The organism is Stenotrophomonas sp. YJH_SMC_101-4 (assembly GCF_059370395.1).
The window spans coordinates 403983-429913 of the sequence record NZ_JCAFTP010000001.1; the positions used below are offsets into that span (position 1 = coordinate 403983).

Sequence of the window (25931 nt, forward strand, 5' to 3'; positions counted from 1 at the left end):
GAAGAGGGTGTGTTCAACCCGCACCGCGTCCGGATGGGCATCCATCTTCAGCGCCCCGCCATGGATTTACTTTGTTGGCGCGTCTGCAGTCTGAGCGGCCACCATGGCCTGTTGCATTTCCTTCAGTGACAGATAGCCATCACCATCAGTGTCCAGGCCCGTAAAGTACTTCGCGATCTCCGGCACCACGATGGCTTCCTCCTTGCTGATCCTTCCATCTTTGTTCTTGTCCATCGCGGTAAATGCGGCGTTGATTGAATCGGCCTGCTTGTTGAAACGGCCCTGCTGAAATTCTGCGTACTCGGACTTGTCGACGCGTCCATCCTTGTTGGTATCCATCGCGGTGAACGTGGAATCGATGTAGGCCTGTTTCGGATCGGCCGGTGCGGCCTCGGCCAGTAATGGGGCAGCGCCCAGGGCAATCAACAGAGCAGTTCTGGTCATGGGGTGTTTGTCCTTGTTGAGGGTCAATCAGCGGCAGGGATAGGTGTAGCCGTCGGTGCCGCGATAGGTATCGTTGCGGCGGTCGTAGTTGCCGTAGCGGTTCATGCAGTAGTCGGCGCGCTCGCGGACTTCGCGTTCGCGCTTGGCAGCAGCGGCAATCACGCCGGCCACCACCGCTGCACCCACCACGCCCACTACCACGCCGGTGGCTTTGGCGTCGTGCCGGCGCTCGCGTTCCCGCTCACGATTCCGCTCACGTTCGCGCCGCTCCCATGCGTCGCGCTCCCGATCACGGTAGTCCTGGCTCCAGTGTGGGCTGTAGCGATCGCCACGCTGTGCGTGGGCGTCGCTGGAGTAGGGCATCAACACCAGTAGCTGCGCGGCAGCTACCAGCAGCAGTGCGGGCTTTCCTGTTCTAAGAAACATCGTCCAGCTCCTGTGCGGACATTCTCGGTAGCCGTAGTACACACTGCGGACATTGCGCGAACCTGCTGTCAATACAGGTAGATGCATTGGCTATTGGACCAGTGCCTCCACCGGATCGAGCCGTGCGGCACGTTGTGCCGGCAGGAATCCGAAGCCAACGCCGATCAGGCTGGAACAGGCGAAGGCGGCCAGAATCGAGTTGACGGAGAACACCAGGCTGAAGCCCGCATCGGCCAGCTCCAGAGCCGCGCCCAACGCAAGGGCCACGCCGATGCCGAGTACACCACCGAGCAGGCAGACCAGCACCGATTCGATCAGGAACTGCTGCAGGATGTCGCTGCGGCGCGCGCCCACCGCCATGCGCACGCCGATCTCGCGGGTGCGCTCGGTCACCGACACCAGCATGATGTTCATTACGCCGATCCCGCCGACCACCAATGCGATGGCTGCGATGGAGCTGATCATCATGGTCAGGATGCTGGTGGTCTGTTCGATGGATTCACGGATCTGCGCGTTGTTGCTCATGTAGAAGTCGGTGCTGCCATGACGCCGCGTCAGCAATCGTCGGATGGCCTGCTCAGCCGCTTCCATGCTGATCGCATCGGAAACGCGTACGGTGATGCTGGACACGTGGCTCTGCCCCAGCATGCGTGCCATGGCGGTGGTGTAAGGCAGCCATACCCGCAGCAGTGACGCATCGCCGGCAGCACCGGCATCTTTCTTCACCACGGCCACAATACGCACAGGCACGTTGCCCAGCAGCAGGGTCTGGCCGATGGGATTGTCCGCGGCAGCGAAGAAGCGAGCGCGGGTATTGGCGTCGATCACCACGACCTGCTGGTAGCCGCTCACACCCGGTGGGCCGAAGAATGCGCCTTCGCCCAGCTTCAGGCCATGCACGCGGAAATACTGCTCGCTGACGCCCTGCACCTGCACGCTGGCCGAACGGTTGCCGCGCAGGGCAGTGCCGCTGGTGGCAACACCGGGGGTGGCGCTGTCCACGAATGGCTGCCGGGCAAGGGCCACGCTGTCGCCGGGAGTGAGTGTTTCCACCCGCGCGGAATGGAGGTCGCCAAAGCCCGATCCGGGATAGATTTCGATGGTATTGGTACCCAACGAGGAGATGTTGGACAGGATGGCCTGCCGTGCGCCGGTACCCAGTGCCACCACCGCTACGACCGATGCAATGCCGATGATGATCCCGAGCATGGTCAGGAAGGTGCGCATGCGGTGGGCGTTCATCGCGCGCAATGCCATGCGGAAGGCTTCAGCGAAACGGTCCCGCCAGACCCGCCAGCCGCTGTTGCCCACAGGCTGGGTCACGGCTGGCGTCGCCACGCCCGCTGACAGACCAGTACCGGTTGCACGATCATCCACAATCCGCCCATCGCGGATTTCGATGATGCGCTGCGCGTGCTCGGCCACGGCCATGTCATGCGTAACCAGCACCACGGTATGGCCCTCGGCGTGCAGCTCGCCGAGGATCTTCATCACTTCTTTGCCGGAATGCGTGTCCAACGCACCTGTAGGTTCGTCGGCGAAGATCACTGCGCCGCCATTCATCAGCGCACGTGCAATCGAAACGCGTTGCTGCTGGCCACCCGACAGCTCACCAGGAAGATGCTGCATGCGCTCGCCCAGGCCAAGCCGCGACAACAGCGTGGCCGCACGCGCATGGCGTGCATCGGCAGGCATGCCGGCGTAGATCGCAGGCACTTCCACATTGCTCAGTGCAGTCAGATCGGTCAGCAGGTGGTAGCGCTGGAAGATGAAGCCGAAGTGTTCGCGGCGTAGTTCGGCCAGTTCATCCGGCGACATCTGTGCGGTCTCGCGCCCGGAGATCTGATAGACACCGGCGGAAGGGCGATCCAGGCAGCCCAGGATGTTCATCAGCGTGGACTTGCCCGAACCGGACTGGCCTACAATGGCCACCAGTTCACCTGCGTGGATATCCAGATCGATGCCGTCGAGTACCACCAATGTCTGCTCGCCTGCCGCAAACTCGCGGCGTACGCCGCGAACGCGCAGCAGCGGCTCGGTCGTGGTCGTGCTCATCTGGACTGCGTGGGTGCGCTGGTGGCTTCGGCGTCGGCCTGCGCCAGCACGACCTGTTCGCCTTCCTTCAGCCCGGTGCGTACTTCCACCTGGATCTGATCATCCAGCCCGGTAGTGACGCGCCGCGTGCTGGCGCGGCCGTCGGCACCACGTACCTGCACGCTGTAACTGCCATCGGCGGCGCGCGCACCCAATGCGGCCGAGGGAATGGTCAGTACGTTGTTGGCGCGGCCCAGCACGATGCGGACCTGCGCGGTCATGTAGCTGCGCAGGCGGCCATCGGCGTTATCCACGTCGAACTGGCCGTTGTAGTACATGGCCGTGCGGCTGCCACCCGACACTGCCGGTGCAGCAAGGCTGGAGCTGTCTTCGTTGGTGATCGATTCCGGCGCTGGCGCGATATCCCGCAACGTGCTGCTGTAGCGGCGGCCGGCATCACCAAGAATGGTGAAGAATGCTTCCTGGCCAACAGACGTGTGTACGACGTCGGCCTCGGAGATCTCGGCGTACACCGTCATCACATCCTGGTTGCCCAGCATCACGATGGTGGGGGCGCTCTGCACCGCATTCACGGTCTGCCCCTGGCGCGCGACCACGGCCAGTACGGTTCCGTCGGTGGGGGCGGTGATGCGGGTGTACTCCAGATTGGTCTGAGCAACATCGACGTCGGTCTGTCGGCGCGCCACTTCACCGTCCAGCGCAGCGACCTGTTCACGGGTGGCATCGACCTTGGCCTTGGCTGTATCGAAGTCGGCGCGGGCCACCAGTTGCGAGGCCACCAGTTGCTGCTGCCGATGCAGTGTCAGCTCGAACTGGCGCAGGTCGGTGGCCAGCGCATCGCGGTTGGCACGCGCGGTGCGTTGTGCGGCCTGCGCGCTGAGCAATGCATTGCGTTGAGTACGCGAGTCGATGTCGGCGATGGGATCGCCGGCTTTCACTTTGTCGCCCAGCTTTACATGCAGGGTATCGATGCGTCCGGAGACCTGTGCACCCACGCTTACCAGTTGCGAGGGCTTCAGCGTGCCAGTGGCCTCCACCACCTGTTCGATGCTGCCGCGAGCGACCGGTGCAACCTGCAGGTGCGGAGGTGGTGCGGGCCGCAACCACGCGAACAGAGTCAGCGCGCAGCACAGCAGGCCGGCAGCGACGATGAGCGCACGGCGGCGCTTGCGGGGTACGGTGCTCATCGGCTCAGCAACCAGAAGAGACAGGTCATCGGGGGTCCTTGCGACAGAAGAGACACACGTCTGTCGGGGCAGACGTGGTTGGCCGTCGAGTCTCGATGCGCTGGGTTGCGCGAACCTTGCGGGGCGATCGTTGTGTCAGCGCGCGGCATGAAGAGCGAGCAGTGCCACGGCGATGAACTGCAGGGCGCTACCGAGAACCAGCAGTGCATTTCGCAGCCGGTGACCTGCGATGCGCGCAGCGCAGAGTTGAATCGCCGCGCTGGCCAACAACCAGGGGAAGGTCGAAGCATGCAGCTTCGCCATTCCTGCACCGATGGCGATCAGCAGCGTACTGGCAATCATTATCCCAGCGGCATGGCCGTCCAGGGCCCGCAGCAGCGGTGGCGTTGGGTGCGGGGTTGCCGCCCGCCATGCCGCCAGCCCATGCAGCGCAGCATGCACGGCAACGAACAGGAGCACGGCCGTCGCCACCGCTGTGCTCGCATGCCGATACGCTGAAGCCACCAGCGCAATGCCGGGCAGCAGCAGAAACAACGCGCCGAACAGCCGCATCAACACGCCAGCGCGCTCGATATCGGGGACTGTCCGCAGCCAAAGCGGCCAATGTTGCAGGCCGGGCGCGCGGACATTGTGTGGGCGGCGATTCCATGCGGCAGCCGTAAGTCCCGGCGAATTCCGCGGTGGCACAGTGCGTGCGGAAGGGGACGGTGGGGGAGCTCCCTGGGTCACATGCAGGCTTCCTGTCAGATAGGAGCGCGGTGGCACGGCAGGTGCCACACCCCGATGCTGTCCAGCGAACATTGCCGCAACCTTGCCTGTCCTCGCTCCCGGCCACGTATGGACAGGCGCCGGTTACACAGGTGCATGCGATGTGTTCAGTGCTCCAGCGGTGGCGTGCTGGTCACGCCCGGATGCAATGGAAACTCGACACGGATCAATGCACCACCGCCTGGCGCATCCAGAATCGTGACGTGGCCGCCGTGGCGGTCGATCACCTGGCGCACCAGGTTCAGCCCCAGGCCCGCGCCTGTCTGCCGCGGCCTCAACCGCTGGAAGGGTTCGAAAACCCGTTCGCGCTGGTCGACCGGTATGCCGGGGCCGTCGTCCTCGACCTCCAGGCAGCTGCCTTGAACGCGCACGATGATCTGGCGTCCGCCATGTTCGGCAGCATTCAGTACCAGGTTGGAAATTACCCGCTCCACTGCACCGGTCTCGCCGAGCACCGGGAAATGTGATTCCACCGCCACGGCTACGGTCTTGTCCGACTGGATCAACAGCGGCGCCAGATCGGCGGCCACCCGTTTGGCCACCCGCGCCAGGTTGATGGTTTCCTTCGGCCCGTCTTCGTCCATGCGGTGCAGATCCAGCAGCTGCTCTGCCAGCGTCGCCAGCCGCGCCACTTCCACGGCCAGGCTGCACGAGGTGGCGTCGTCGGCCGCATCGACCTTTACCCTCAGAATCGCAATGGGTGTGCGCAGCTCATGCGCGGCGGCGGCGATGAAGCGGCGTTGCCGTTCGTGCCCCTCGTCCAGCCGCTCCAGTGCTTCATTCACCGCCGTCACCAACGGAGCGATCTCCACAGGCACAGCGGTTTCTGTCAGGCGGACACCGCGGCGGCTGGCGGAGATGTTGCGGGCTTCCTCGGCGATGCGCTCCACCCCGGCCAGGGCCCGTCTCACGATGATCGGTGTCAGGACGATGGTGGCCAGGCCCAGCAGCAGGAAGATCGGCAGGGTGATGATGTGTGCCGCCAGCGCCATCTGCCAGGTCAGCGTATCGGTTTCGCCATGGGCCATGATGGTCAGCTTGCCGGCCGGCCCGCTGTGCTGGCGGACCACGACGGCCAGGCCATCGCTGCGATCCCGCCCGCGCAGGTCGCCAAAGGGGATGCCATCCAGTGCGCCTACCAGCGAGGCATAGGCCGGCGGCACAGGTCCGAACGTAACGTAGTGGCCATGCTCATCCTCGGCGATGAACCATGCACCGGGAACGATCTTCAGCAGTTCGGCCAGTTCCGGTGTGTTCTGCACGTACAGTTCGCCATTGCGGTCGCGGTGCACCGCGTCGGCGGCCACCGGCGCAAAGGTCTGGATGGTGTAGTAGCCACCGCTGTCGGCACGTATCAGCACCATCAGCAGCGCGAAGAACGCCACCAGCAACGCCATTAGCTGATAGATCAGCGTTTTGACGATCAACGGACGCTTCAGCGATGGACGACGCGCCATTATTTGGCTTCCCGCATCAGATAGCCGACACCGCGGATGGCGTGTATCTCTACTCCTGCGTCGGCATCGGCCAGCTTGCGGCGAAGGCGCGATACGTGCGAATCGAGCGTGTTGGAATGGATGCCGTCATCGAATCCATACACCGCCATTTCAATCGACTCGCGCAGCACGGTGCGACCCAGACGCCGGGCCAACGCGGCCAGTACACGTATCTCACGGCGCGGCAGCTCCAGCCGCTGCCCGCCCACGCTCGCCTCGCCCGATGCCGGGTCGAACACCAACCGGCCGATGCTCACCAGTTCCACCTGCATGCCGCTCGGCCGGCGCCCGGCAGCGCGGATGCGGGCGAACAGCTCCTCCAGTGCGAAGGGCTTGGCCAGATAGTCGTCCGCGCCCTCATCCAGGCCGGCGATGCGGTCCGGCAGCTGCCCCAGCGCGCTCAGCACGATGATCGGCACCCCGGGGTTGCGCTCACGCAACAGCGAAATCAATCCCAGTCCGTCGCCGTCGGGCAGGGTGCGGTCCAGCAATACCAGGTCGTGCGATCCGCACAGGGCCGCTTCGCGGGCCAGCGCCAGCGTGTTGGCCAGGTCCACCACGTAGCGCTCGCGCTGCAGGGCGGACTTCAGGGTAGCGGCCAGTTCGGCTTCGTCTTCGATCAGCAGGATGTGCATCGGCGGGGTTTGCGCAGGAAGGGGGCGTGGCGGGGCGGTTCGGCACGCGCCGGCACCGTATGACAGGAACATTGCGTGAACATGGCGTGCCTTCCCGATGTCCCGCAAGGCTGTAATGGACGCAGGAAAGCGGATGTCGGCGCAAGGTTCGCGCAATCCGGGCACTCCAGCCTTGGCGCCCTTCCGCTGATCCCACCCCCTGGAGTACCCATGAAGTTGTTCGTTCCGTTGTTGTTCGTGGCCGCGCTGAGTGGCTGCACCACCGCCAGGATGACCGTTACCCCCGATGGCCGACGCGGCGTCTCCATCGACTGCAGCGGCTCCGGCTCCTGGAGTGGCTGCTACGAAAAGGCCGGGCAGATGTGCCCAGGCGGCTATGTGGTCTTCAGCAAGGATGGCGACGACGGCAACGCCATCGCGGTGGGCAACAAGAACGGCTTCACCTCCACCCAGATGGCCACCCGCTCGATGCTGGTGGCCTGCTCGCACTGACACCGGGAGGGGAGGTGGGCAGCCACCTCCCCCTGTCATCATGGTTCGCAGCCCTGTGTCAGAAGCTGTAGGCCGCCTGCACATACACCCGCCGTGGCTCGCCGGGGAAATGCCCGTTGCGTTCAATGAAGCCACTGGCCGCGTACACCTTGTCGAACAGGTTCTTGACGTTGGCCTGGAAGTGCCATTGCCTCCACGTGGTCTTCCAGCTCACGTCGAACACGGTGTAGGCCTTGACCGTCTGCCCATCCAGGCTGAGGCGTTCGCCGACGTGATCGGCGCCAAAGCCGATGGCGGAGTTGATCGCCGGCAGGTCATAACGCGTCCACAGTCCCAGCTTGTTGCGCGGCGCATTGGCGAATCGGTCGCCGGAGGCGTTGGTGATGCCATTCGGGCCGGCGTCCTTCACCCGCGCATCGTTGTAGGCGTAGGTCAGGTTCAGCACCCAGCGCTCGGTGAGGTCGGCCAGAAGGTCCAGCTCCATGCCGGTGCTACGTACCAGGCCCAGCGCGGCCAACTGGTTCACGCCACCGATCACCTCGCCGGTGGCCTGCACGATGTTGCTGCGGTCGATCCGGTAGGCCGCCATGTTCAAGGTCACACGGTCGGCCAGCAGCGACTTCATGCCCACTTCCCACTGCTTGCTGCGCTCGGCATCGAACGGTCCGCCAGCGGCCGGGTTCTGGTTGGCGGCACTCTGCGGCACGAAACCACTGGCGACGTTGGCGTAGACATTCAGGCCCTCGCGCACGGTGAACGTGCCACCCAGCCGCCAGCTGAGATCGTTGCCATCCACGCTGCTGCCACCCATGCGGTCCTCATCCTTGAAGCCATCCCAGCGCAGTCCGGCCAGCACATGCCAGCGCGTGCCCAGTGCCAGTTCGTCCTGCAGGTAGCCGCCATAGCGCTTGCTGCGGGTGGACGTGCTGCGCCAGGGGAGGGCCGCCAGGTTGTAGTCGTGCCAGGTACTGGCGCCGTACACGGGATTGAACAGGTCGATGCCGCGCACCGGCCCGGCGCCACGCGCAAGGTCAGCGCTGTTCGCGGTCTGTGCGGTGAAGTCCGCATCCAGCCGGTATACATCGGCGCCGAACAGCACCTTGTGCTCCACCGCGCCGGTGGTCACCCGCCAGACTGCATTGCCGTTGGCAGTGAATGCGTCGTTGTCGCGGATCTGGTTGCGCAGCTGGCGGGTCATCCATTCGGCCACGCCATCGCGGTCACGATCGAGCAGGCCCATCGGCTCGTGGTACATCTGGTGCTCGTTGTTGCTGAACCAGCGGGCGGCGAAGTCCAGGTCCAGCGTGTCGAGCGGCGCGAAGCGGTACTGCGCCAGCGCCACCTTGGCGCGCATGTCGAGAAAGTCGCTGGCCTCGTTGTGGTTCCAGCGGCGGTCGGTCAGGAACGTGCCTGCATCGTTGACCGGCACGCCGCGCAGACGGTTGCCGCCAAGGTTCTGGGTGATGTCGGTGAACTGCAGCACCAGTTCGCTGGTCTGTCCGACGTCGAAGGCCAGCGAGGCATCGCCGATCACGCTCTCGCTGTCGGTGTTCCAGCGCACGCCCTTTTCATTGTCGGCATAGAGCCCGGCGCGATAGCGCACGCTGCCGGCGGCATTCAACGGCCCGGTACCCTCGATCGATCCGGCACGGAAGTCCTTGTCGCCCAGCTGGACCTCGATGCGGCGCTCGGCAGCGGCTTTGGGCTTGCGGGTCACGTAGTTGATGACACCGCCCGCATCACCCCCGCCATAAAGCGCGCCTGCCGGTCCCTTCAGCACTTCCACGCGCTCGATGTTGAACAACTGCGGCACCGAGAATCCTGCATACGGGTCGCCGCGCAGACCGTCATACAGCACGTTCTCCTGGCGGAAGCCGCGCAGGGTCACCCCGGCATAGCTGAAATAGCTGATGCCGCTGATGCTGCGATAGAGATCGGTTACCTGACGCGCCGCCTGGTCGTCGATCAGTTCACGCGGGATGACCTGGATCGACTGTGGGACCAGCTCCAGCGGTGTATCCGTGCGGGTGCCGACCGCGGCATCGTCCACCCGGTACAGCGCCTGTGCACGTCCGCGAACCTCGACCTTGTCCAGGTCCTTGGGCGCGGCAGTAGAGGACTCGGCAGCATGGGCAAGCGGTGCCAAGGGCAGGGTCAGTGCCAGGTACAGGGCGCGTTGCAGGGGTGTGGGAAGGGGCATTGGGGAGGGGTTATGTGTCTGCAAATGAGAAAGAGTAGCATTTGCAACACTTCGAAACCTATCCCCCGAATGCGCTATGGACGCGCGCCGGGGTCCGTATATGGGGTGCCCGCCAAGGCCACCAGTACCCCGTTGGCGCCGCGCACGATCAGCTGCAGCATGGCCTCGCGCGGGTCCTCGCCCTGCAGTTGGCTTGCCAGTCCTTTCTCATAGGCCGCCACCATCGACGCCAGCAGCATGGCCGCGCCCAATCGCCCTTCGGCGTCATGTCCGGGCCGGCCGACAGCGTCGGCCATCAATTGCGCCAGATCGTCAGTCAACTGCGCCTGCAGACGTCGCGCGTGCGCGACCAGTACCGGGCTCTCCGCCACGGTGCCCCAGAAGGCGGCAGCACCGGCATTGATGCGCAGCAGTGGATGGCCCGCCTCCAGCAACTCGCGCACGAGTGACTGGAAGGCCATCAGCGGGGTCATTCCGCTGCGCGCCATCATGCCCTCGCGCAGCAGCGTGCGCGCCTCCTCATCGCGATCGAACACCAGGTCTTCCTTGCTGGCGAAGTAGTTGAAGACCGTCTTGCGTGAGACGCCCGCGGCTTCGGCGATCTCGGACATGGAGACGGCCTCGAAGCCCCGCCGGATGATCAGCTCGGTGGCGACGTCGGAAATCGCTTGTCGGGTCTCGGCTTTGCGCTGCTCGCGACGGCCAGGAAGCGGGGTCATGGGTGGTTCACGTGTGAAAACGTACACCGAGTGTAACATTTGTCCCGCCAGAGCGCCGACCCGGCGCTCACAAGGAATCTCCATGCTGTACGACGTCGTCATTGCCGGTGCTGGCCCGGTTGGCTTGTTCCTGTCCTGCGAACTGGCCCATGCCGGGTGTTCGGTGCTGGTGCTGGAACAGGCCGGGTCCGCTGATTCGCCGTTGAAGCACCTGCCATTCGGGCTGCGCGGCCTGAACGTCCCCACGCTGGAGGCGCTGGATCGGCGTGGCCTGTTGGACGCGGTCGTCGCGACTCAGGTGCTCAAGCCCGACAAGGGCGCGCCGCCGCTGGGCACCGCCCATTGGCTGGCGCAACCGCGGGCGCTGGGTGGCCACTTCGCCGGCATTCCGTTTGCGTTGGACGACGTCGACCGCACGCGCTGGAGCTGGCGCCTGCCGACGCCAGTGGGTACTCAGATGGCGGTGGAGCTGCAGGCCCTGGAAACGGTATTGGCCGAACGTGCGATTGCGCTGGGCGTGCGCATCGAACGCGGGCGTGCGGTACAGGCGGTGGATGCGCACGAGGCGCAGGTTGCCGTGCACATCGGCTCCGGCAGGGTCCACGGCCGCTGGCTGGTCGGTTGTGATGGGGCCCGCAGCACGGTACGCAAGCAATCGGGCTTCATCTTTGCTGGAACCGGGCCGGAGTTCACCGGTTACACGCTGCTGGTCGAACTGGCAGATGGGTGTGTACTCACACCGGGCCGACAGTTCACCGATCACGGGATGTGCAATTTCAACCCGCCAGGCCTGCTGGCGCTGGCCGATTTCGACGGTGGCGCGGGCCATCGCACGCCACTGGACCGGCACTCCGCGCAAGCGTTGCTGCGGCGGGTGTCTGGCCGCGAGGCAACGATCACTGCATTGCACCTGGCCACGACATGGACCGATGCTGCGCGCCAAGCGACGGCCTATCGCAGCGGCCGTGTGCTGTTGGCAGGTGATGCCGCGCACATGCATTCACCGTTGGGCGGCCAGGGGCTGAACCTTGGCATCGGCGATGCGATGAACCTCGGTTGGAAGCTGGCCGCCGTAGTGCGGGGCAAGGCTGATGAGGCGCTGCTGGACAGCTATCAGTCTGAGCGCCATCCGGTGGGCACCATGGTCGCGCGCGCAGGTTGCGCTGATGCGTCCCGGGGCCGGCTCGCGCGCGCTGGCAGCGATCATGGCCGACCTGGCCGGCACCCGCGATGGGGCCACGTATCTGGCCGAGCGGATCTGGGGTGTTTCGCAGCAGCTGGAACTTGGCGGAGAGCACCCGCTGGTCGGCAGGAGCGCGCCGGACTTCCGGTTGGCCGATGGCCGCCGCCTGGGCGAACTGCTGAGAGCGGGGCAGGGGGCGCTGCTTGTTTTCGACCCGGCGTCTTCGCCGCCGCAGCATGGCCAACGCTGGCAGCCTTCCATCGCCTGCGCCGCAGATACTGGAGATGCGGCATCGGGTCTGGGGGCGGTGCTGGTGCGCCCGGATGGCATCGTTGCCTGGACCTGCGGCATAGGAGGAGATATGCCCGGCCTTGATTCGGCGCTTGCTTCCTGGACCGGTCCGACGCGGTGATCTGCCGGCTAAAACGCAGTCACCATCGTCTGCGAGCGACGGCTGGCCTCGGTCATCACGGAGGCCAGCTGCTTCAGTGAGTAGGGCTTGCGCAGCAGCGTGAAACCGTGTCCTGGATCGCGGGCCAGCAGTTCGCTGTAGCCACTGGTGAGAATGATCGGAAGATCGGGCAGGTGGCTGCGGATGGTGCGGGCGAGATCCAGCCCATTGGTCCCGGGCATGACCACGTCGCTGAACACCACGTGGAAACGCGCAGCGTCGCGCTCGAGCTCCGCCAGCGCCTCGTCGGCATTGCGCGCGAGTACGACGTTGTACTCAAGCTCGCGCAGCGCCCCGACTGCAAACTCGGCCACATCCACGTTGTCTTCCACCACCAGTACGCACAATCCGTGGCCATGCAGCAGCCCCTGTTGCGTGGTCGGCAGCTCGATGGTGGCGTTTTCCTGCGCCAGCGGCAGATACAACGTGAAGCGCGTACCGACACCGGCCTGGCTCTGTACGTCCACTTCGCCCTCGGACTGCTTGACGAAGCCGAACACCTGGCTGAGGCCAAGCCCGGTGCCCGCGCCCACTCCCTTGGTGGTGAAGAATGGCTCGAAGATCCGGTCCACCACGGACGGATCGATACCGGCACCGGTGTCGCTGACGCTGATCGCAGCGAAGTTGCCTTTCATCGGCGCCGCGAACCGCACGGAAGGCACCGATGTCAGCTGTTCCACATCGATCGTCACCTTGCCGTGGCCGTCAATGGCGTCGCGCGCGTTCACCGCGATGTTGATCAGTGCGGTGTCGAGCTGGGTTCGGTCCAGCAGTACCGGCAACGGGGCGTCGGGCAGGTTTACTGATACGGAGATGCGCGCACCCAGTACTGTGGTGATGATGTCTGAAAGCGCGCGCACGCTCTCGCAAAGGTCGAACACCTGCGGCGACAGGCTCTGTCTACGCGAGAACGCTAGAAGCTGGGCGGTCAGGCGAGTGGCGCGGTCAGCGGCGGTTTCGATGGCCTGTACATAGCGCAGGCGCGCATCTCCGGCTGGCCAGGTATGCAGCAGCATGTCCACGGAGCCGGTGATGACCTGCAGCAGATTGTTGAAGTCGTGTGCAACGCCGCCGGTCAGCTGGCCGATGGCCTCCAGCTTCTGCGACTGCCGCAGCTGTTCGCGGGCGCGTACCAGTTCAAGGTGGGCCTCGCGTGCCTGCTCGGTGATGGCCGCTACCTGGCGCGTGTGCCGGTCGCGCTCGATCACCCGTTCGGTCTGCTCGCTGACGACGCAGATGATGCCGGCCACGCCTCCGCAACCGGCACGCAGCGGCGAGTAGGAGAACGTCCAGAATGTCTCGCGCAACGTGCCATCACGGTCCATCATCAACGGCATGTTCTTGAAACTGCGGCTCGTGCCGCCGAAGGCGTCGTTGACAGCATCGACGACGTCGGCCCAGACGTCGGCCCAGACGTCTTCCAATCGGCTGCCCATGGCGCCGTGGAGCTTGCCGCCCAGCATCGGCAGGTAGGCATCGTTGAAGAAGAACGCCTTGTTGTCGCGGCCCCATGCGATCCACAGCGGCTCCGGAGAATCCAGGATCATCGCCAGCAGAGCGCGAAGTTCGGGAGTAGCGTTGGCGGCGTCGGCGGAACGGGCCCAGTCGCTGTCCTGCAGCAGCCGGTAGGCGAGTTGATCGGGTGCCGAGACAGGAAGGGGGAAGGGATGCATGGCCGTGCGTGAAGAAAGGTGCCGCAGCTTAGCCGAGGTGATGTCATTGCGCTCTGCACAGGTCCTGCGCCCTGGCCGTCATCGGCCCTTCGGGCCGACGAGGTGGCTCACGGGGCGGCCTCTGACTTCACCATCATCCCTGCGCCAACAGCCTGCGTCATGGCACCGTCGTATTCCAGCCTCAGACACCCAGAAGCGAATTCACCTGCCAATCGGCAACCCGCGCATGGCTCACCGCCTGATGACTGCCGCATCCATCGCAGCGGAACAAGGCACCGCCCGGCAGCTGGACCAAGTTGTCTTCGCTGGCCGAGCGGGTTTCAGAACAGTGCCGGCAGATGACAGTGAGCGCCGTAATGCGCTCCACTCCGCCAGACAGGTCGAACACAGCTTCAAAGGCATGGATGACAGGGTGACCAGTGGCCGGCATCGGGAAAGTCGTCGCGGTGGGGAGGCGTTATCCTGCCCTTCTGATCGTGACGGGCTGGTCATCCGCATGCATCGGAACGATCAAGATGCCAGGCGGCTCAGAGATCCTTCTTCCTGCCGCTCAGGTCGATCGGCCTGTCACTGCCCTTGCGCTCGCTCGACCACACTTCCATGCCCTTGTTGCAGCGGCTCTCGCGGGCAGCCACTTCGCGCGGCAGGTCCTTCAGATGCGGTGATTCCTGGCAGGCCTGATGCATGTTGCTGTCGTCATAGGTGGCACAGGCGCTGAGCGAGGCCAGGGCAACGGCGGTGAGGGAGGCGCGAAGCAGGGGCTGCAGGGTCATGGGGAGGTCTCGGGTGGTGCCGGGCTGGCCATGGCATTCAAATCCGTGACCCCGGGCACGCACAATCCGACCAACCGCACTTGTTATTCTGTAACAGATGCGCGATAGTCCCGCGCCTGCTGGGATCAGGCGACGCAGATCATCAGCATCATGCTCAGCGCCAGCATCAGCACGAATACGCGCCGGCTCAGCGCAAGGCAGGCCAGGCAGGCGGCCAGTGCCCAGGCAGCCAGCAGCGCGCAGGCCAGCAGCCACAGCCCGATCACCATCAAGGATCCACTCGCCAGTGCGGACAGTGCGATCGCCTTGAACAGCGTCACGCCCAACACACTGCCGAGTACACCGGCCTGAAGGGCGATGGCATCGTGACGGGCAGGGGCGGGTGGGTGGTGCATGTCGGCGGCGTTCGTTCGCTGCAAGGGAGGCGCAGCCACTGTGCCCGACGGCATATCCACGCCATGTGTTTTTCGCGCACGCGATGCGAAGCCGGCGCAGGCTTCAGTCGAACTCGCCCTCGGCCGACTCCAGCCGTTGCCGGTAGGCCGCCCGATGCTGATACAGGCGCTGGCACTCGGCGGACCTGTGGATCCGGCTGGCCGGTTCGTTGGCCACGGCGTCGCACATTCTTGCGATGTGGTTGTTGGACGCCAGTTCGGTCACGAAGAACACGGCAGTGATACCGGTACCGAGCAGCACCACGTAGAGCAGGCGGCTGAGCCAGCGCGTGCGCTTGCGCTCGAAGTGCTGCTGGAGGGTCAGGTCGAAGCGGATGATGCTGAGCACGATCCAGATGATCGCGACCAGGAAGCAGAGGGGGGGCAGCAGGCCACGCCAGAGCCCGGCCTCGTAGACCGATTCGTTGTAGTGGACGGCCGCGCCGGCACCGGCGATGGCGATGGCAAGTGCCCAGTTGCGGCCCAGCGAGAGCAGGTCGTCGAGCAGCTTCTCGCGGTTCCTGGTCGATCCTGCTGCCACGTGGCTTCCATCTCCAAGTTGCGACCGGCGGCGGAGTGCCGCCGATCCTGCAGATGGTGGAGCATCGCTGCGGTGATGAGAAGTCCGCGCGGCTCAATGTGCGATGACGCGGGCGCCGATCCAGCGCCGGTAGCGGCGGGTCCGACACTTTACGTCCGCCTGTGCCAGCAGCAGTGCCCAGGCCGGTGAGATACCGGGCGCGGTGGGGCGGTGCCGGCTCAACCGGCCCAGCTGATACTTCACTGCGGCCATGTGCGCGCTGGCCGCCAGCGGCTTGCTGCGCCAGTTGATGTTGCGCAGTGTCGGCACCGGGTCGCGGCCCTGCTGCCAGTGCTGCGGCAGATCCGGCTCGATCGCCAGCGCGGTGGCGATGCCGACCATGGCCACGCCGCTGGCCAACACCTGTTCTGCCACTTCGCGGCGGCGGATGCCGCCGGTGACCATCAGCGGCATCGTTGCCACCGTGGCGATCTCGCGTGCGAATTCGAGGAAGTACGCTTCGCGGGCCACGCTGCGTTCGTCGCGTGCGGCGCCGGTCATGGCCGGTGCTTCATAGCTGCCGCCGGACAGTTCGACCAGATCCACGCCGAGGGGCGCCAGCATCTCCACCACGGCGCGCGCGTCCTCGGGCGAGAAGCCGCCCCGCTGGAAGTCGGCGGAGTTGAGCTTCACCGCCACCACGAAGGTGGGCGCCACGGCCGCGCGCACCCCCTGCACGATCTCCAGCAGCAGGCGCGCGCGGTTGTGCAGGCTGCCGCCCCAGCGGTCATTGCGTTGGTTCGACAGCGGCGACAGGAACTGGCTGAGCAGGTAGCCGTGCGCAGCATGGATCTCCACCCCGCTGAAGCCGGCGCGCTCGGCCAGCTCGGCACTGCGGATGAAGCGCGCGATCACCGCGTCGATGTCGTCCTCGGTCATCGCCTTCGGCGGTGCGAACTGCTTGGACAGCGCGCCCATCTGCAAAGCAACGGCTGACGGCGCGAGCGCGGGTTGGCCGAGTGCGGCCGGCATCTGCCGCCCCGGGTGATTGATCTGCATCCACATCTGCGCACCCCGCGAGCGGGCAGTGTCCGCCCAGGCGGTGAAGCGGTCGAGGTGACGATCGTCTTCCAGTACCACGCCGCCCGGCCCGGTCATGGCGCGCCCATCGACCATCACGTTGCCGGTGATGATCAGTCCGGCGCCGCCGTCGGCCCAGCGCTGGTACAACTGCAGCAGCGCTTCGGAGGGGGCGTGGTCGGCATCGGCCATGTTTTCCTCCATCGCCGCCTTGGCGATGCGGTTGCGGATGACGGCACCGGAGGGTAGTGCCAGGGGCGAGAACAGCGACATCGGACAGCTCCAGGACAGGGGAATGGCGCTACGCTAACCTTCAAGTTTGATTGAAGGTCAACAGGTTCCGATGTCGAGGATTCAGGCAGATGAAGATCGGTGAGCTGGCCCGGCGCACGGGTCTGGCAGCGTCGCGCATCCGATTCTACGAAGAGGCCGGGTTGCTGGTGGTCCAGCGGCAGGCCAACGGCTACCGCGACTACCCGGAGCAGGCGGTGCTGTTGCTGGAGCTGACTACCGGTGCGCAGCGCGCCGGCTTCAGCCTGGAGGAGATACGCGCCCTGCTGCCACCGGACATGGGCCAGTGGCAGCACGACGCATTGATCACGATGCTGCAGCAGAAGGTGACCGACATCGAGGCGCTGCAGTTGCGGCTGGCACAGAGCCGGGCCCATCTGCTGGCCCTGATCGAGGACATCCAGGCACGGCCAGAGGGCATCGACTGCGCGGCCAACTCGCGGCGGGTACTGGACCGCGTACGGCGCGGTAAGTTGGCGCGACCGACGTTGGCGGCCGGCGATACGGCGTTGCTGCGTCCGGATCGCCGCCGCCGCGCGGGCAGCAGCTGACGATCCGGCGCGAAGGTCAGTGGCTGCCCACGCCGGCTGCCTTGCGCTTCTTGTCCAGCATCACCGCCACGCACCACAGCAGCAGGCCGCCGATCGCAGTGGCCGCACCGACATAGCCGGTGCTGGCCGGGCTGAAGCCGGCGCTGATCGCCATGCCGCCCAGCCACGGGCCGAGTGCATTAGCGGTATTGAAGGCGGCATGGTTGGAGGCAGCGGCCAGCGTCTGCGCCTCACCGGCCACGTCCATCAGGCGGGTCTGCAGCACCGCGGCCAGTGCACCCATGGTGCCGACGGTGATGATCATCGGGCCGATGGTCCACACCGATTGCGCGGCCAGCGGATACAGCAGCAGCATCACGATCGACCACACCAGCACCACCGCGGCGGCCTTGAAGTGGAACTTGTCCACCAGCCAGCCACCGGCGATGTTGCCGATGATCGCACCGATGCCGAACACGCCCACCGCCAGCGGCATCCACGATTCGGCTACGCCGGTGACCTGCACCAGGGTCGGCGCCAGGTAGGTGAACACGCAGAACATGCCAGCGAAGCCAACGGCGCCGATTGCCAGCGCCAGCCACACCTGGGTGGTGTTGAAGGCGCGCAGTTCGCGCATCGGCGAAGTGCGCACTTCGTCCGGGTCCGGCAGCAGGAAGCGCGCGATCATCGCCACGGTGGCGATGGCCAGCAGGCTGACCAGGGCAAAGGCGGTGCGCCAGTTCAGCTGCTGGCCCAGCCAGGTGGTCAGCGGATTGCCGACCAGGATCGCAATCGACAGGCCCAGCAGCACCCGCGACATCGCCTGGCCGCGCTGGCCGGCCGGGCTGATCGCCGCCGCCACCAGCATCGCCACGCCGAAGTAGGCGCCGTGTGGCAGGCCCGCGACGAAACGCGCGATCAGCATCGTGCCGTAGTTTGGTGCCAATGCGCTGGCCAGGTTGCCGACGGCATAGAAGCCCATCAGTGCCAGCAGCAGCTTACGGCGCGGGAAGCTGGCGCCGACGAAGGCGAGGATCGGGGCGCCGACCACCACGCCGATGGCGTAGGCGCTGATCAGGTGGCCGACCTGGGTTTCGGAAATCGACAGGCCGCGGCTGATCTCCAGCATCAGGCCCATGCTGGCAAATTCACTGGTGCCGATGGCGAAGCCGCCCAGGGACAGGGCAAGAATGATCAAGGTGCGCTGACGGGGCGTCAGCCGCGCAGCCAGGGAAGCGTTGGGGCTCATGCGGGGGCGCGATGGGGGCGGGGAGCCGGCCATTGTACTGCTGCACCGCAACAGCAGCAGCCACGCCCGGGGCAAATCAGTGTTTGATCGATGGGATTGCGGCACGCCGGGCACGGGCTCGGTGCTGCAGCGCGTGCGGCCCCCTGTTGCCGGCCTCCTGCATGTGATGACGACACGGCGGTCGGCATGATGGGCGTGCAGGGGCTGTGGAATGCTGGAACAAGGAGGATGTCGATGCAGGAGTTCAGGCATGTGCTGGAGACGCGCGGCCGCTATCAGCTGGTAGCGGTGTCCTACGCGCCGGTGTACGCTCCGGGCGATGTGGTCGGCCATGCGGTCGTCGCCGACGATGGGGATCGTCTGACCGACCTGGTATCACTGGCCGAAGCGCGCCAACTGCTGTTGCAACGGGTGCGTGAAGAGGGCGAAGAGCCCGGGCTGGAGAACGAAAACCACCTGCGGAAGAAGGCGTCGCGCTGGCGCCGCCGCTAGGCCGTCGCGCCCTTGTGCGCATCATGGAGGATTCGGGTGTTGCCCAGTAAGAAGTATCTGCTCATCGCCATCACCACGCTGGCGACCCTGTTGCTTGGTTTTGTGTTTTCCGGCTACCTGACGTTGTTGTTCCTGGGCCTGGATACCAAGCTGTTCACCTGGAACACCTATTACCAGTACTTCAATGCGCTGGACCAGCCACAGGTCGCGCCCTTCGTGGGCAAGATCAAATGGGCTGGCTACGTGGGCTTCGGTCTGCCGCTGCTGGCCCTGCTGGTGACCGGCCTGGCGCTGCTGCTGAAGAAGGACAAGCGCTCGCTGCATGGCGACGCGCGTTTCGCCACCGGCGCCGACCTGTCCAAGCACGGCATGTTCAAGAAGACCGGCCAGAGCATCGTGGTCGGCAGCCATGGCGGCAAGCTGGTGCGGCTGGACGGCCAGCAGTTCGTGATCCTTGCGGCACCCACCCGTTCAGGCAAGGGCGTGGGCGTGGTCATCCCGAACCTGCTGGAGTACGGCGAATCGCTGGTGGTGCTGGACATCAAGCAGGAGAACTTCGACCTGACCAGTGGCTGGCGCGCCAGCCAGGGCCAGGAGATCTACCTGTTCAATCCCTTCGCCGAAGATCGGCGCACGCACCGCTGGAACCCGCTCAGTTACGTGTCCGATGACCCGGCGTTCCGGGTTTCGGACCTGATGAGCATTGCCGCGATGCTGTATCCGGATGGGGCCGAGGACCAGAAGTTCTGGGTCAGCCAGGCGCGCAACGCGTTCATGGCCTTCACCCTGTATCTGTTCGAGAACTGGGACGACGAGCGCAGCAGTGGTTTCCCGGGCGGCTCGGGCACGCCCACGCTGGGCGCTGTCTACCGGTTGTCATCGGGCGACGGCACCGATCTGAAGAAGTACCTCAAGGCTTTGTCGGAGCGGTCGTTCCTCAGTGGCAACGCCCGTTCGGCGTTCGCCAACATGCTGTCCCAGGCCGACGAGACCTTCGCTTCGATCCTCGGCACCTTCAAGGAGCCGCTCAATCCCTGGATCAACCCGGTGCTGGACAAGGCCACCAGCAGCAACGACTTCCTGCTGACCGACGTGCGCAGGAAGAAGATGACCATCTACATCGGCATCCAGCCGAACAAGCTGGCCGAGAGCCGGCTGATCATCAACCTGTTCTTCAGCCAGCTGATCAACCTCAACACCAAGGAACTGCCCAAGTCCAACCCGGACCTGAAGTACCAGTGCCTGTTGCTGATGGACGAATTCACCTCGATCGGCAAGGTCGAGATCATCGCCTCGGCGGTGTCCTACATGGCCGGTTACAACATCCGCCTGCTGCCGATCATCCAGAGCATGTCCCAGCTTGATGCCACCTACGGACGGGAAGTGTCACGCACGATCATCACCAACCACGCGCTGCAGATCCTGTACGCGCCGCGCGAGCAGCAGGACGCCAACGACTACTCCGACATGCTGGGCTACACCACCATCCGCAAGAAGAACGTCACCCATGCCCGCGAGAAGACCCACAACTTCACCGAGGAGCGGCGCGCACTGATGCTGCCTCAGGAGCTGAAGGCGATGGGGCCGGACAAGGAAGTATTCCTCTACGAGGGCATACCGCATCCGGTGAAGTGCGACAAGATCCGCTATTACAAGGATCGCTATTTCACGTCGAGGCTGCTGCCGAAGGTCGACGTTCCGATGCTTAACGTCTAATTCACGTCGCTAAATTTGTGACGTGGATTCATATTCACTGAAATGAAATCGTGACCTGAGTCAAAAATTCGGCATCTGTTCATAGATTTTCAGACTTGTCTGACATGGAATTGACGCGTGGTTGTGTAACTCTGTGTTCGTCATCCAGAAGTGTGTGCTGGATGGCAAAAGTTGTAACGCAGGGTGGCCAGGAGTTTGTGCCATGGAAACAAGGATGGTTTCGACGTTGGTGAGGGTGTGCGGGTGTGTCGTCGGCAACGTCTGGCGGCCCCGCGACCTGGTTGGCAGCTTTCGGGCTGCAGGGGAGCCGGGGCAGGTGTGCTGCATGCCAGCGCGTCTCCCCGATTCCGGCGTGCGCCATGCAGCGCCGGACGACCAGGGAACCAACGCTCGGGACTGCTTTTTCGTACGTCAAAGTGAAGCCCGTATGAATCAGGCGTTTATCGCGAAAATCTCCATCGCCGCAGTCGCGGCGCTGATGGTGGCAGGGTGTGCCACCAAGTCCGCCCCCGATTTCGGTGGGCGCTGGAAGCCGGTCAACCGCTTTGCCGTGGCGACGACCGAGATCCCGCTGTACTCCAGCTACGTCTACCAGGCTTCGCCGATGGATGGCACGCTCAAAGCCATGCTCGAGCGCTGGGCCAAGGATTCAGGCCGGACGCTGGATTACCGCCTCAATTCGGACTTCACGCTGTATGGCGCGGTCTCGAAGATCGATACCACCAACGCGCAGCAGGCTGTGATCGATCTGACTTCGGCGTATTCGGCGCAAGGCATCTCCGTCTTCATTGTTGGCAACCAGATCGTTGTGCAGAGCGCTGGCTCGACGCCCACCGCGTCGGCGCAGGGCGCTGATTCCAACAGCGGCACCTGAGTCCACCTCGAAACCATCGAACGTGCTGCTCCCCGCGCCTGTCGCAGGGGCTCCATGCCCATTGATGTTTCAGCAGTACGGAAGAATCCATGTTCCGCAAGAAGGATCCCGGCAACAGTCCCAAGGTCGAGCAGTCGGTCGCCAAGGCGGTCAGCTACGAGATCACCGTGGCCGATATGGCGCGTCGCAGCGAGCGGCGCGCGTGGTGGGTCGCCACAGGCTCGTTGCTGATGTCGCTCGCACTGGCGGGCGGCTACTACTACATGCTGCCGCTGAAGGAGAAGGTGCCGTTCCTGGTGATGGCCGACGCCTACACGGGTACCGCGACCGTCGCGCGCCTGAGTGGGACCTTCCAGGGCGAGACGATCACCAGCAACGAAGCGATCAATCGCAGCAACGTGGCCCAGTACGTGCTGGCACGTGAATCGTACGACTCGGCGGTAATGGGCCTGCGCGACTGGGAGCTGGTGTTCGTGATGTCCACCGATCCGGTGGCGCAGTCCATGCGCGTGCGATATGCCGGCAACAACCCGCAGAACCCGTTCGTGATGTATGGCCGCGAGCGCGCCATCCGGGTCAAGATCCTCAGCATCACGCCGCTGGGCGCCGAACCGAACGGCAGCTTCCGCGGTGCGTCGGTGCGCATCCAGCGCAGCCTGCTGGACAAGCGCACTGGCGTTGCCACCTACCTGGACAATCAGCTGGTGACGATGCGCTTCGGCTACAACCAGAACCTCGCGCTGTCCGAGCAGGATCGTATCCTCAATCCGCTGGCCTTCCAGGTCACCGAGTATCGCGTCGACAACGACTATTCCCGTGGCGTCCCGGTGCCGGATGACGGCGCCATGCAGGCGCAGGCGCAGCAGGCCGCACAGGCCGCGCAGCAGGCACAGGGCGTCTACGATCCGAACAATCCGGCTGCGGCCACGATGATCGATCCTGCCACCGGCCAACCGGTTGCGGCTCCGGTCAACGGCCAGGTGCCGGGCCAGCCGATGCCGGGCCAGCCCGTACAGGGTCAACCCATGCCGGGTCAGCCGGTGCAGGGGCAAGTAACGCCGGGGCAAGCCATGCCCGGACAGCCGGCCATGAGGCCGGCGCAGAACAATTCCACCGGAACTGCTGATGGAGCAAGCAACCGATGAGTAGTCGAAATATCAGGGGAAGCGCGCTGGCGCTGCTGTCGATGTTGTCGCTGTTGTTTTCAGCAGCGGCGATGGCGCAGGCGGTGGACCACTACGAGTACGAGAAGGACCGCATCTATCCGGTTCGCACCGGCCTGGGCCTGACCACCCAGATCGAGCTGAGCCCGAACGAGAAGATCCTCGACTACAGCACCGGCTTCAGCAGTGGCTGGGAGCTGACGCGCCGCGAGAACGTGTTCTATCTCAAGCCGAAGAACGTCGACGTCGACACCAACATGATGGTGCGCACCGAGACCCATTCCTACATCTTCGAACTGAAAGTGGTGGCCACCGACTGGCGCCAGCTGGAACAGGCCCGCCGGGCAGGCGTGCAGTACAAGATCGCCTTCGTCTATCCGAACGACACCGTGTTCGGCGTCGCCCAGGAAGCGGTCGAGGAAGAGGCCAAGCCGCTGTTGAGCTCTGAGCTGGCCAAGGATCGCCAGTACAACTTCAACTACTCCTATTCGACCAGCAGGGCGAAGAAGATGGGCTGGCTGATCCCGGTCAACGCCTACGACGACAGCCGCTTCACCTACCTGAAGCTACCGAACTCGCCGGAGTACAAGACCGGCATCTTCCCGGCCGTGTTCGGTCGTGAAACGGAATACGGTGAAGACTTCGTGGTCAACACCACGGTTGAAGGCAATACGCTGATCGTGCACGGGACCTACCCGTACCTGGTCATCCGCCACGGCGACTTCGTCGTCGGCCTGCGAAGGAACGTGAAGAAATGAGCCAGCAGAACACTCCCGGAAACGACCCGAACAACGGACGCGACGAGAGCCAGAGCCCCTATGGTGCACAAGGTGCCCCGGACGCGCAGTCGAACCCGTACTTCGGCACCACCCAGGCCGAGCCTGCGCCGGATCTGGATGCGGCCGCGCCGCAGCTGCGCTCGGCCGAAGAGCAGCGGCTGAACCGCAAGGCGCTGCTGTTCCTGGGCGGTATCGTGGTGCTGCTGGTGGCGATGGGCTTCCTGTTGTTCCGCAAGGGCCAGGACAAGGACGATGCGCCGAAGGTGCCGGATGTCGCGCGCGCGAGCACGCCAACGCTGCCGGATGCTGTCCAGACCGATCCGGGTCCGGCCCAGGCGATGCAGCCGGTTGACCCGATTCCGATGTTGCCGCCGCCTTCGGAGCCGACCCGTGCGGAACCTGCGTTCAACATGAGCGAGCGTGAAGCACCGCGCGGTCCGACGCTCGCTGAGCGCCGGATGGGGGCATCGGGGAATGGTTTCGTTGGCGCCGGCGACGGCACTGGCAGCGAAGGGCAGGGAGGGCAGGAAGACGAGTTGACCCGCACGCTGCGCCTGCAGGCCCAGATGATGGGTGGCCAGCAGAATGCAGCGCCCGCGCGCGTGCGCCGTGGCCCCGACGTGGATGACGTGTCCAATGCCAGCTACATCCGCAGCCCCGATGCGCTGCTGGTGCGTGGCACCTATCTGCGCTGCGTGCTGGAAACCCGCATCATCACCGACATCGCGGGCTACACCTCGTGCCTGGTGACAGAGCCGGTGTACTCGATCAACGGCCGTAATCTGCTGCTGCCGAAGGGCTCCAAGATCTATGGTGCCTACGGCGGTGGTCCCACCGGCAAGCGGGTGGAAGTGATCTGGGACCGCATCACCACTCCGAATGGCATCGACGTGGCGATGTCCAGCCCGGGCGTTGATCAGTTGGGTGGCGCAGGCCATCCGGGCCAGTACAGCGCTCACTGGGGTAGCCGTATCGCCTCGGCGCTGATGATCAGCCTGTTGGCCGACGCGTTCAAGTACGCCGCCGCCGAACATGGCCCGGAAACCACCACGGTGGCCAACAACGGCATGACCATCCAGTCGCCTTATGAGAGCGCCACGGCGCGCACCATGGAGCGCTTGGCCAACGAGTCGCTCAGCCAGCGTCGCCCGCCGACCGTGACCATCAACCAAGGCACCATCGTGAATGTGTACGTCGCCAAGGACGTCGACTTCACGAGCGTGCTGCACCCCCGCCGGTAACCCAACGAACGATCATGGACGCTGAAGTGTCACCCCTCGCCCTCGTCTCCAGCGATTTCCTGCGCTATCAATACGAAGTGCTGGGCATTGCCGAGTACATGACCTCGCCGGAGGTGACGGAAATCTGCATCAACCGTCCCGGTGAGCTGTACCTGGAAACCCGGGCGGGGTGGCAGCGGGTGGATGTGCCGGGCCTGACCTTCGAGCGGGCCCGGCAGTTCTGCACGGCTGTGGTGAACGAGAGCAACACCGGCCAGCGCATCACCGATGCCGATCCGGTCGTGTCGCTCACGTTCCCCACCGGCCAGCGTGCGCAGTTCGTGATTCCGCCGGCATGTGACGCTGGGAAGGTGTCGATCACCATCCGTTTGCCGTCCAAGCACACCAAGTCGCTCAGCCAGTATCACGAAGACGGCTTCTTCAATCAGATCCTGGAAAGCGATGGCAGCATCAGCGAGCAGGATCGAGAGTTGCTCGAACTGCGCCAGCAGCGCGAGTACGCCGAGTTCTTCCGGCGCGCGGTGATGTACCGCAAGAACATCGTGGTATCCGGTGCGACCGGTAGCGGCAAGACCACATTCATGAAAGCGCTGGTCAATCATATCCCCGACAACGAACGCCTGGTCACGATCGAGGACGCACGCGAGCTGTTTCTGACCCAACCCAATGTGGTGCACCTGCTGTACTCCAAGGGTGGGCAGAGCACCAGCAACGTCAGCGCAAAGAGCTGCATGGAAGCCTGCCTGCGCATGAAGCCCGAACGCATCATCCTTGCCGAGCTGCGCGGTGACGAGGCGTTCTACTTCATCCGCAACTGTGCATCGGGCCACCCGGGTTCGATCACCAGCTGCCATGCGGGCAGTCCGGAGCAGACCTGGGACCAGTTGGCACTCATGGTGAAGGCCTCCACCGAAGGTTCGGGCCTGGAATTCAACGTGATCAAGCGACTGTTGATGATGACCATCGACATCGTTGTGCATATCAAGGCGCATGCCGGTTCGCGCTACATCACCGGCATCGACTTCAATCCTGGGCGTGCCCAGGGGCAGGAGGGCTGAAG

At 64.8% G+C, this 25931-nt stretch carries 25 protein-coding genes and 1 pseudogene; 10 read left to right on the top strand and 16 right to left on the bottom strand.

Annotation, left to right across the window (positions count from 1 at the left end):
* Nucleotides 1-66: 66 nt before the first annotated feature.
* From AC5P8D_RS01900 to AC5P8D_RS01930, 7 genes are all read right to left on the bottom strand, one after another.
* Entirely contained in the window at nt 67-444 is a 378-nt protein-coding gene (locus tag AC5P8D_RS01900; RefSeq protein ID WP_100446102.1) for an EF-hand domain-containing protein, read from the bottom strand.
* Nucleotides 445-471: 27 nt separating this feature from the next.
* Nucleotides 472-870 (bottom strand): hypothetical protein, encoded by a 399-nt coding sequence (locus AC5P8D_RS01905; RefSeq protein WP_053443254.1) that lies wholly within the window; start codon nt 868-870, stop codon nt 472-474.
* Nucleotides 871-960: 90 nt separating this feature from the next.
* Nucleotides 961-2925, bottom strand: coding sequence for a MacB family efflux pump subunit (locus tag AC5P8D_RS01910; RefSeq protein WP_495203024.1), 1965 nt, complete (start codon nt 2923-2925; stop codon nt 961-963).
* Nucleotides 2922-4112 (bottom strand): efflux RND transporter periplasmic adaptor subunit, encoded by a 1191-nt coding sequence (locus AC5P8D_RS01915; protein ID WP_019338182.1) that lies wholly within the window; start codon nt 4110-4112, stop codon nt 2922-2924. The genes AC5P8D_RS01910 and AC5P8D_RS01915 overlap by 4 nt, the downstream gene beginning before the upstream one ends.
* Nucleotides 4113-4247: 135 nt before the next feature.
* Nucleotides 4248-4664, bottom strand: coding sequence for a hypothetical protein (locus AC5P8D_RS01920; RefSeq protein ID WP_019338181.1), 417 nt, complete (start codon nt 4662-4664; stop codon nt 4248-4250).
* Between the two features lie 323 nt (nt 4665-4987).
* Complete coding sequence (locus AC5P8D_RS01925) at nt 4988-6337, bottom strand: sensor histidine kinase (protein WP_010484812.1); 1350 nt, start codon at nt 6335-6337, stop codon at nt 4988-4990.
* Complete coding sequence (locus AC5P8D_RS01930; RefSeq protein WP_019338179.1) at nt 6337-7011, bottom strand: response regulator transcription factor; 675 nt, start codon at nt 7009-7011, stop codon at nt 6337-6339. Before AC5P8D_RS01930 ends, AC5P8D_RS01925 begins: the two co-directional genes overlap by 1 nt.
* A gap of 210 nt (nt 7012-7221) precedes the next feature.
* On the opposite strand from AC5P8D_RS01930, the gene AC5P8D_RS01935 reads away from it, so the two are divergent.
* Complete coding sequence (locus AC5P8D_RS01935; RefSeq protein ID WP_099559583.1) at nt 7222-7503, top strand: hypothetical protein; 282 nt, start codon at nt 7222-7224, stop codon at nt 7501-7503.
* A gap of 58 nt (nt 7504-7561) precedes the next feature.
* Here AC5P8D_RS01935 and AC5P8D_RS01940 read toward each other — a convergent pair whose 3' ends face one another.
* Together AC5P8D_RS01940 and AC5P8D_RS01945 are read right to left on the bottom strand one after the other, a co-directional pair.
* Nucleotides 7562-9703, bottom strand: a complete 2142-nt coding sequence (locus tag AC5P8D_RS01940) for a TonB-dependent siderophore receptor (RefSeq protein WP_495203025.1) — start codon at nt 9701-9703, stop codon at nt 7562-7564.
* A 74-nt stretch (nt 9704-9777) separates the two neighbouring features.
* Nucleotides 9778-10422, bottom strand: coding sequence for a TetR/AcrR family transcriptional regulator (locus AC5P8D_RS01945; RefSeq protein WP_043398660.1), 645 nt, complete (start codon nt 10420-10422; stop codon nt 9778-9780).
* Between the two features lie 82 nt (nt 10423-10504).
* Here AC5P8D_RS01945 and AC5P8D_RS01950 point away from each other — a divergent pair.
* Nucleotides 10505-12017: pseudogene (locus AC5P8D_RS01950) on the top strand (FAD-dependent monooxygenase).
* An 8-nt stretch (nt 12018-12025) separates the two neighbouring features.
* Here AC5P8D_RS01950 and AC5P8D_RS01955 read toward each other — a convergent pair.
* From AC5P8D_RS01955 to AC5P8D_RS01980, 6 genes are all read right to left on the bottom strand, one after another.
* Nucleotides 12026-13729 (bottom strand): ATP-binding protein, encoded by a 1704-nt coding sequence (locus AC5P8D_RS01955; protein WP_495203026.1) that lies wholly within the window; start codon nt 13727-13729, stop codon nt 12026-12028.
* A gap of 181 nt (nt 13730-13910) precedes the next feature.
* The gene (locus AC5P8D_RS01960; protein ID WP_005410137.1) at nt 13911-14159 is read right to left on the bottom strand and encodes a hypothetical protein; all 249 of its coding nucleotides are present in this window, start codon (nt 14157-14159) and stop codon (nt 13911-13913) included.
* A 97-nt stretch (nt 14160-14256) separates the two neighbouring features.
* Complete coding sequence (locus AC5P8D_RS01965; RefSeq protein ID WP_010484828.1) at nt 14257-14502, bottom strand: hypothetical protein; 246 nt, start codon at nt 14500-14502, stop codon at nt 14257-14259.
* 125 nt (nt 14503-14627) lie between these two features.
* Nucleotides 14628-14897 (bottom strand): hypothetical protein, encoded by a 270-nt coding sequence (locus AC5P8D_RS01970; RefSeq protein ID WP_010484830.1) that lies wholly within the window; start codon nt 14895-14897, stop codon nt 14628-14630.
* 103 nt (nt 14898-15000) lie between these two features.
* On the bottom strand, nt 15001-15477 hold the full coding sequence (locus AC5P8D_RS01975) for a hypothetical protein (protein ID WP_019338173.1): 477 nt from the start codon (nt 15475-15477) through the stop codon (nt 15001-15003).
* Nucleotides 15478-15570: 93 nt separating this feature from the next.
* Nucleotides 15571-16809 (bottom strand): NADH:flavin oxidoreductase/NADH oxidase family protein, encoded by a 1239-nt coding sequence (locus AC5P8D_RS01980; protein WP_049413021.1) that lies wholly within the window; start codon nt 16807-16809, stop codon nt 15571-15573.
* Between the two features lie 89 nt (nt 16810-16898).
* Between AC5P8D_RS01980 and AC5P8D_RS01985 the strand changes: the two genes are divergently transcribed.
* Entirely contained in the window at nt 16899-17378 is a 480-nt protein-coding gene (locus AC5P8D_RS01985; RefSeq protein WP_495203027.1) for a MerR family transcriptional regulator, read from the top strand.
* Between the two features lie 16 nt (nt 17379-17394).
* On the opposite strand, the gene AC5P8D_RS01990 is transcribed toward AC5P8D_RS01985, so the two are convergent.
* Nucleotides 17395-18606 (bottom strand): MFS transporter, encoded by a 1212-nt coding sequence (locus AC5P8D_RS01990; protein WP_495203028.1) that lies wholly within the window; start codon nt 18604-18606, stop codon nt 17395-17397.
* A gap of 234 nt (nt 18607-18840) precedes the next feature.
* Between AC5P8D_RS01990 and AC5P8D_RS01995 the strand changes: the two genes are divergently transcribed.
* The 7 genes from AC5P8D_RS01995 to virB11 all read left to right on the top strand — a co-directional run bounded on the left by AC5P8D_RS01995 (nt 18841) and on the right by virB11 (nt 25929).
* Nucleotides 18841-19098, top strand: a complete 258-nt coding sequence (locus AC5P8D_RS01995) for a hypothetical protein (protein WP_029379975.1) — start codon at nt 18841-18843, stop codon at nt 19096-19098.
* 36 nt (nt 19099-19134) lie between these two features.
* The gene (locus tag AC5P8D_RS02000) at nt 19135-20814 is read left to right on the top strand and encodes a type IV secretory system conjugative DNA transfer family protein (RefSeq protein WP_049482596.1); all 1680 of its coding nucleotides are present in this window, start codon (nt 19135-19137) and stop codon (nt 20812-20814) included.
* Between the two features lie 427 nt (nt 20815-21241).
* Nucleotides 21242-21688: a hypothetical protein gene (locus tag AC5P8D_RS02005; RefSeq protein WP_495203175.1), complete on the top strand. Its 447-nt coding sequence runs from the start codon at nt 21242-21244 to the stop codon at nt 21686-21688.
* Between the two features lie 89 nt (nt 21689-21777).
* Nucleotides 21778-22833: a VirB8 family type IV secretion system protein gene (locus tag AC5P8D_RS02010; RefSeq protein ID WP_010484847.1), complete on the top strand. Its 1056-nt coding sequence runs from the start codon at nt 21778-21780 to the stop codon at nt 22831-22833.
* Complete coding sequence (locus tag AC5P8D_RS02015; protein ID WP_019338166.1) at nt 22830-23609, top strand: TrbG/VirB9 family P-type conjugative transfer protein; 780 nt, start codon at nt 22830-22832, stop codon at nt 23607-23609. The genes AC5P8D_RS02010 and AC5P8D_RS02015 overlap by 4 nt, the downstream gene beginning before the upstream one ends.
* Nucleotides 23606-24871: a TrbI/VirB10 family protein gene (locus AC5P8D_RS02020; protein ID WP_049436635.1), complete on the top strand. Its 1266-nt coding sequence runs from the start codon at nt 23606-23608 to the stop codon at nt 24869-24871. The genes AC5P8D_RS02015 and AC5P8D_RS02020 overlap by 4 nt, the downstream gene beginning before the upstream one ends.
* A 14-nt stretch (nt 24872-24885) precedes the next feature.
* Entirely contained in the window at nt 24886-25929 is a 1044-nt protein-coding gene (gene virB11 / locus AC5P8D_RS02025; protein WP_049398229.1) for a P-type DNA transfer ATPase VirB11, read from the top strand.
* The last annotated feature ends 2 nt before the right edge of the window (nt 25930-25931 follow it).

Bases quoted from the DNA above. Each gene is read 5' to 3' on its own strand.
- AC5P8D_RS01900 (WP_100446102.1), bottom strand. From the start codon at position 444: ATGACCAGAACTGCTCTGTTGATTGCCCTGGGCGCTGCCCCATTACTG.
- AC5P8D_RS01905 (WP_053443254.1), bottom strand. From the start codon at position 870: ATGTTTCTTAGAACAGGAAAGCCCGCACTGCTGCTGGTAGCTGCCGCG.
- AC5P8D_RS01910 (WP_495203024.1), bottom strand. From the start codon at position 2,925: ATGAGCACGACCACGACCGAGCCGCTGCTGCGCGTTCGCGGCGTACGC.
- AC5P8D_RS01915 (WP_019338182.1), bottom strand. From the start codon at position 4,112: ATGAGCACCGTACCCCGCAAGCGCCGCCGTGCGCTCATCGTCGCTGCC.
- AC5P8D_RS01920 (WP_019338181.1), bottom strand. From the start codon at position 4,664: ATGCGGCTGTTCGGCGCGTTGTTTCTGCTGCTGCCCGGCATTGCGCTG.
- AC5P8D_RS01925 (WP_010484812.1), bottom strand. From the start codon at position 6,337: ATGGCGCGTCGTCCATCGCTGAAGCGTCCGTTGATCGTCAAAACGCTG.
- AC5P8D_RS01930 (WP_019338179.1), bottom strand. From the start codon at position 7,011: ATGCACATCCTGCTGATCGAAGACGAAGCCGAACTGGCCGCTACCCTG.
- AC5P8D_RS01935 (WP_099559583.1), top strand. From the start codon at position 7,222: ATGAAGTTGTTCGTTCCGTTGTTGTTCGTGGCCGCGCTGAGTGGCTGC.
- AC5P8D_RS01940 (WP_495203025.1), bottom strand. From the start codon at position 9,703: ATGCCCCTTCCCACACCCCTGCAACGCGCCCTGTACCTGGCACTGACC.
- AC5P8D_RS01945 (WP_043398660.1), bottom strand. From the start codon at position 10,422: ATGACCCCGCTTCCTGGCCGTCGCGAGCAGCGCAAAGCCGAGACCCGA.
- AC5P8D_RS01955 (WP_495203026.1), bottom strand. From the start codon at position 13,729: ATGCATCCCTTCCCCCTTCCTGTCTCGGCACCCGATCAACTCGCCTAC.
- AC5P8D_RS01960 (WP_005410137.1), bottom strand. From the start codon at position 14,159: ATGCCGGCCACTGGTCACCCTGTCATCCATGCCTTTGAAGCTGTGTTC.
- AC5P8D_RS01965 (WP_010484828.1), bottom strand. From the start codon at position 14,502: ATGACCCTGCAGCCCCTGCTTCGCGCCTCCCTCACCGCCGTTGCCCTG.
- AC5P8D_RS01970 (WP_010484830.1), bottom strand. From the start codon at position 14,897: ATGCACCACCCACCCGCCCCTGCCCGTCACGATGCCATCGCCCTTCAG.
- AC5P8D_RS01980 (WP_049413021.1), bottom strand. From the start codon at position 16,809: ATGTCGCTGTTCTCGCCCCTGGCACTACCCTCCGGTGCCGTCATCCGC.
- AC5P8D_RS01985 (WP_495203027.1), top strand. From the start codon at position 16,899: ATGAAGATCGGTGAGCTGGCCCGGCGCACGGGTCTGGCAGCGTCGCGC.
- AC5P8D_RS01990 (WP_495203028.1), bottom strand. From the start codon at position 18,606: ATGAGCCCCAACGCTTCCCTGGCTGCGCGGCTGACGCCCCGTCAGCGC.
- AC5P8D_RS01995 (WP_029379975.1), top strand. From the start codon at position 18,841: ATGCAGGAGTTCAGGCATGTGCTGGAGACGCGCGGCCGCTATCAGCTG.
- AC5P8D_RS02005 (WP_495203175.1), top strand. From the start codon at position 21,242: ATGAATCAGGCGTTTATCGCGAAAATCTCCATCGCCGCAGTCGCGGCG.
- AC5P8D_RS02010 (WP_010484847.1), top strand. From the start codon at position 21,778: ATGTTCCGCAAGAAGGATCCCGGCAACAGTCCCAAGGTCGAGCAGTCG.
- AC5P8D_RS02015 (WP_019338166.1), top strand. From the start codon at position 22,830: ATGAGTAGTCGAAATATCAGGGGAAGCGCGCTGGCGCTGCTGTCGATG.
- AC5P8D_RS02020 (WP_049436635.1), top strand. From the start codon at position 23,606: ATGAGCCAGCAGAACACTCCCGGAAACGACCCGAACAACGGACGCGAC.
- virB11 (WP_049398229.1), top strand. From the start codon at position 24,886: ATGGACGCTGAAGTGTCACCCCTCGCCCTCGTCTCCAGCGATTTCCTG.